The 4,332-nt window shown below is 66.5% G+C and carries 2 protein-coding genes; one reads left to right on the forward strand and one right to left on the reverse strand.

What is annotated here, in order from left to right; translation table 11 throughout:
- The first annotated feature begins 36 nt into the window (after window positions 1-36).
- Window positions 37-1,782: a thiamine pyrophosphate-dependent enzyme gene (locus Q9R30_RS19145; RefSeq protein ID WP_311218575.1), complete on the forward strand. Its 1,746-nt coding sequence runs from the start codon at window positions 37-39 to the stop codon at window positions 1,780-1,782.
- A gap of 150 nt (window positions 1,783-1,932) precedes the next feature.
- On the opposite strand, the gene Q9R30_RS19150 is transcribed toward Q9R30_RS19145, so the two are convergent.
- On the reverse strand, window positions 1,933-4,200 hold the full coding sequence (locus tag Q9R30_RS19150; RefSeq protein ID WP_311218576.1) for a gluconokinase, GntK/IdnK-type: 2,268 nt from the start codon (window positions 4,198-4,200) through the stop codon (window positions 1,933-1,935).
- Window positions 4,201-4,332 lie beyond the last annotated feature (132 nt).

Below are 4,332 nucleotides of genomic sequence, written 5' to 3' on the forward strand. Positions count from 1 at the left end.
CACACCCATCAGATAACCGAACAATAAAGAAAGACCATGACAACGGAACCCGCAGCAGCAACCCTGACCGAACCGCACATCCCGCACGCCGCCGTCGAATCCTCCGCGCAGCACGGGCTGCAGGCAAACCCTTCGGAGAAGCCAGAACCAGCAACCAAATCCGCGGGCCATGTGATAGTTGATTCGCTGGCCTCGCACGGGGTGGAGCGCACCTATGTGGTGCCGGGCGAGAGCTTCCTCGACGTATTGGATGGCCTGCACGCCTCGGATATTGAAACCATCGTCTGCAGGCATGAGGGCGGCGCCGCCTACATGGCTGAAGCGGACGGAAAGATGAACCAGCGCCCCGGCGTGGCGATGGTGACCCGTGGGCCCGGCGCCGCCAACGCCCATGTTGGCCTGCACACCGCGTGGCAGGATTCCACCCCCATGCTTCTGTTTGTGGGCCTGATCCCCTTCGCGCACCGGGACCGGGAGGCCTTCCAGGAGTTCGACATCAAGGCCTGGTTCGATACCGGCGCCAAGCGGGTCATGGTCCTTGACCACGCAGAACGGGCGTCCGAGATCGTGGCCGAGGCAGTGTTTGCGGCCATGAGCGGCCGGCCGGGCCCGGTGGTGGTGGGCCTGCCGGAGGACATCATCCGCCAGCAGATCGACCCTGCGCTGCATCCGGCCATACCCGTAGCCTCCGGTGGCATGAGCAGCACGGATGCTATCGCCCTCCGGGCTGCACTGGAAGAATCGAGCAGGCCGCTGTTCGTTACCGGCGGCAACGACTGGACCCAGGCGGCGGCAGACCAGCTGACCGCCTGGCTGGAACGGCACCAGATCCCGGCAGCTGCGGAATGGCGGACACAGGGGACGGTGTCCTTCGATTCGCCCTCCTATGTTGGCCCTATTGGCTATGGCCGGCCCCGCCCCACCTACGATCTCCTGGAGGAAACCGACCTGCTGGTCTTTGTGGGGACGGTGCCGGGCGATGTTATTACGGACGGGTTCGTCTGCCGGCAGGACTGGAGCAAGAAGAACTTCCTGGTTACCGTGGACCCCTCGCTCCGCGGCCGGTCGGGCCCGGTCTCCCGGCAAATCCTGGCCAAGCCGGAAGCCTTCGTACGCGACCTCACTGGCATCAGCCTGCCGGCCAAGGAGGAGTGGAAAGCCTGGACCGCGCGGATGCGGACGGAGCAGCAAAGGTTCGCCGCCCTGCCCCCGGCCTCCCCCGCACCGGGCCGGGCGCGGATGGACACCCTGATGGCGAACCTGGTGCCACGGCTTCCGGAGGATGCCATGGTGACCTTCGGCGCTGGCGAACACACCAACTGGGCCCACCGCTACTTCCCAACCCGCCGGTACGCCTCGATGATCAGCGCCCGCAACGGCTCGATGGGCTACTCGGTCCCCTCGGCCATCGCGGCCTCGCTGGCGGAACCGGCACGCCGGGTGGTCACCATTGCAGGCGACGGCGAGTTCCTGATGAACGGCCAGGAACTGGCTACGGCGGTCCAGTACGGTGCCACGCCGCTTGTGATCGTCATGGACAACCAGGAGTACGGGACCATCCGCACCCACCAGGAGCGGCACTATCCGTCCCGCGTCTCCGGCACGCAACTGAAGAATCCGGACTTCGGCCTGATGGCCAGGGCCTTCGGCGGTTTCGGGGTCACTGTCACCAAGGACAAGGACATCCCCGCTGCACTCAATGCAGCCCTTGCAGCCATCGACGAGGACGGCGTCTTCGCGCTTATCCACCTCGTCGTCGAACAGCGCGTTAAGGCCTACTAAGCGCCGCCCCCGCCCGGCAACCACGCTGGCTTGGCGGAGCACTGGCACACAGCAGCGGACGACGGCGGAGGGTCCCGCCGTCGTCCGCTGTTGCGTGGGGGCTGGCTTGCCGGCGGATGGCCTCGTCCCAGCCGTCGGGGTTGACGCCGGTCAGAGCCGGGTGTCGAAGGAACCGCAGAACACGTTGTCGTTGAACGTGCCCTGGAATGCGGACTTGCCCTGGATCTTTTCGATGGTGGCCCGGATGGCCTCGCGGGACCCTGCGTGCGCGTGGATGGCCGTTTTGACCATCGGCACATCGATCAGGTGGTTTGGCTGGTTCAGGGACACAAACACCGTGGGGACCTCGGTGACGTACCAGGGGATCTCCGCGGCCATCGGCGTGGACCACTTGATCCGGATCGCTGCTTCCTGCGCGAAACCCTTGACGTTGGCGAACACAAAAGCGGCGTCGTACTTGTCCGCGTAGTCGCCGGTGGCTTCCTCGGAGATGACCGACATGAAGTTGATGCCGGTCTCCCCCGCAGCCTCCCGCTGGTCCGCGGTCTTGAACAGGTGCACCTCGAAGCCGGCGGTCTCCAGCTCCTCCTTGACGGTGTCCAGGTAGGCCAGAGGATCGGCGCGGGTGAAATCCGCCCCGCCGGAAATGCCGTACAGCCGGATGCGCGGATGCGTCTGCGGCGTGATGGGCAGGTTGTGTGCAGTGTCCTTGACCAGGGTGACGGTCTTGTCCGCGATGTCCGCCGCAACAGCCCGGTGTTCGGAGCTGCCGATCACGGCAAGCGCCGAGGGAGGCGGAACCAGCTGGTCCGCCGGCTTACGGTGCAGCCCCAAGGCAGCTTTCAGCCCAAGGATCCGGCGCAGTGCATCATGGAGGCGCTGTTCGGTGATGACGCCGGACTTGAAGCCGTCCAGCATGTAGCCGAAGTCCTCCGCCGGATTGCGGAAGAAGAGGAACATGTCGCAGCCGGCCGCGATGGTGGCCGGCACCAGGTCCTTGCGCTTCATGGCCTGGGTGAGGCCCACCATCTGCGAGGCATCGGTAAGGACAAGGCCGTTGAACCCCAGTTCGCCGCGGAGCAGGTCCTGCAGCAGCTCCGCGGACAGCGTGGCCGGCAGGATGTCCGCGTCCGCCATGCCCGGCCGGAAATGCCGGGACAGCTCCGGGGCGCCGATGTGCCCCACCATGATGGACTGCACGCCGTGCCCGATCATCTCCCGGTACACGTGCCCGTAGGTGCGGCTCCACTCCTCGTAGCCAAACGTGTTGTAGGACGTGACGACGTGCTGGTCGCGTTCGTCCACGCCGTCGCCCGGGAAGTGCTTCATGGCGCACACTGTCGGGGACTCGCTGATGCCGTCGAAGTATTCCTTGGCGCGCTCCACCACGATTTCCGGGGTGTTCCCGAATGCCCGGGTGGAGATGACCGTGTTCCGCCAGTTGTAGTGGATGTCCACGATCGGCGCGAAGGCCCAGTTGCAGCCCAGCGCCGCGGTTTCCACCCCGGCTACCTGCCCCATTTGCCGGGCGATGGCCTTGTCCGGGTGGGAGCCGGCCTGCAGGTGCGTGGACACGAATGTGCCGTCGTCACAGCTTCCGGCTCCCCCCATTTCCGGGTTGGAGGCCACCAGCAAAGGGATGCGGGTCTTCGACTGGGCGTACCGGATGTGCTCCTGCACGGCCGCGGACGGGCCCGGCCGGTACCGCATGCCGCCCACATGGTAGTTCTCCAGCACGCCATCGAGGTACTCCGGGGAGTAGTCGTTGTTGTGGTTGATGAACAGCTGACCGATTTTTTCCTCAAGGCTCATGCCGTCCAGGGTGGATTCCACCCAGGACACGGCGTCGTCGTCGAGGTTGAACGGCGCCGCCTGGAGGTCGACGTCGAACTGCCGCGGCCGGGTGCCGGAGGCACCGGCAGGGCCGGCAGTGCTGAAGCGTGCGACGGCGGCAATTCCGGTGAGTGCTTCCCGCACCACCTCGTCCACGCCGGCAGCGATGTCGACGACGAAGCCGGATTCGTCAGCCTCCAGGGGTTCCAGCGTGGCGAGCTGGGAGTCAAGGAGGGCGGGCGGCATGAAGTGGCCGGTGCGCCCTTCCGTCCGCGCCCTCAGGACCTCCTTGCTGCCGTGCAGGTGCAGGAAGATGGTGTCCGGGGCCTGCTGACGGATGGCGTCGCGGTAGCTGCGGCGGAGGGCAGAGCACGCCAGGACCATGCCGCCCTCGCCCGCGTTGGCCAGCTCGGTGCCCACCGTCGCGAGCCAGGGCCAGCGATCGTGGTCCGTCAGGGGCGTGCCGGCGGCCATCTTGGCGACGTTCTCCACGGGGTGGAGGGAGTCGCCGTCGAGGAACGGCACGCCGAGTTCCCGGGCGACGAGATCGCCGATGGTGGTCTTGCCGCAGCCGGACACCCCCATCACAATGATGCGGAGCTTCGGCTTCCCGGCGGCCGGGATGGAAGTGCTCACCAGTCGTGGACCGTTCCGTCGATGAGGCGGTTGTAGGGCAGGTAGGCCTGCTGGTACGGGAACGCCGCCGCCGCTTCTTCA

This window comes from Arthrobacter sp. AB6 (assembly GCF_031844545.1).
Lineage (GTDB): Bacteria > Actinomycetota > Actinomycetes > Actinomycetales > Micrococcaceae > Arthrobacter.

Bases quoted from the DNA above. Each gene is read 5' to 3' on its own strand.
- Q9R30_RS19145 (WP_311218575.1), top strand. From the start codon at position 37: ATGACAACGGAACCCGCAGCAGCAACCCTGACCGAACCGCACATCCCG.
- Q9R30_RS19150 (WP_311218576.1), bottom strand. From the start codon at position 4,200: ATGGGGGTGTCCGGCTGCGGCAAGACCACCATCGGCGATCTCGTCGCC.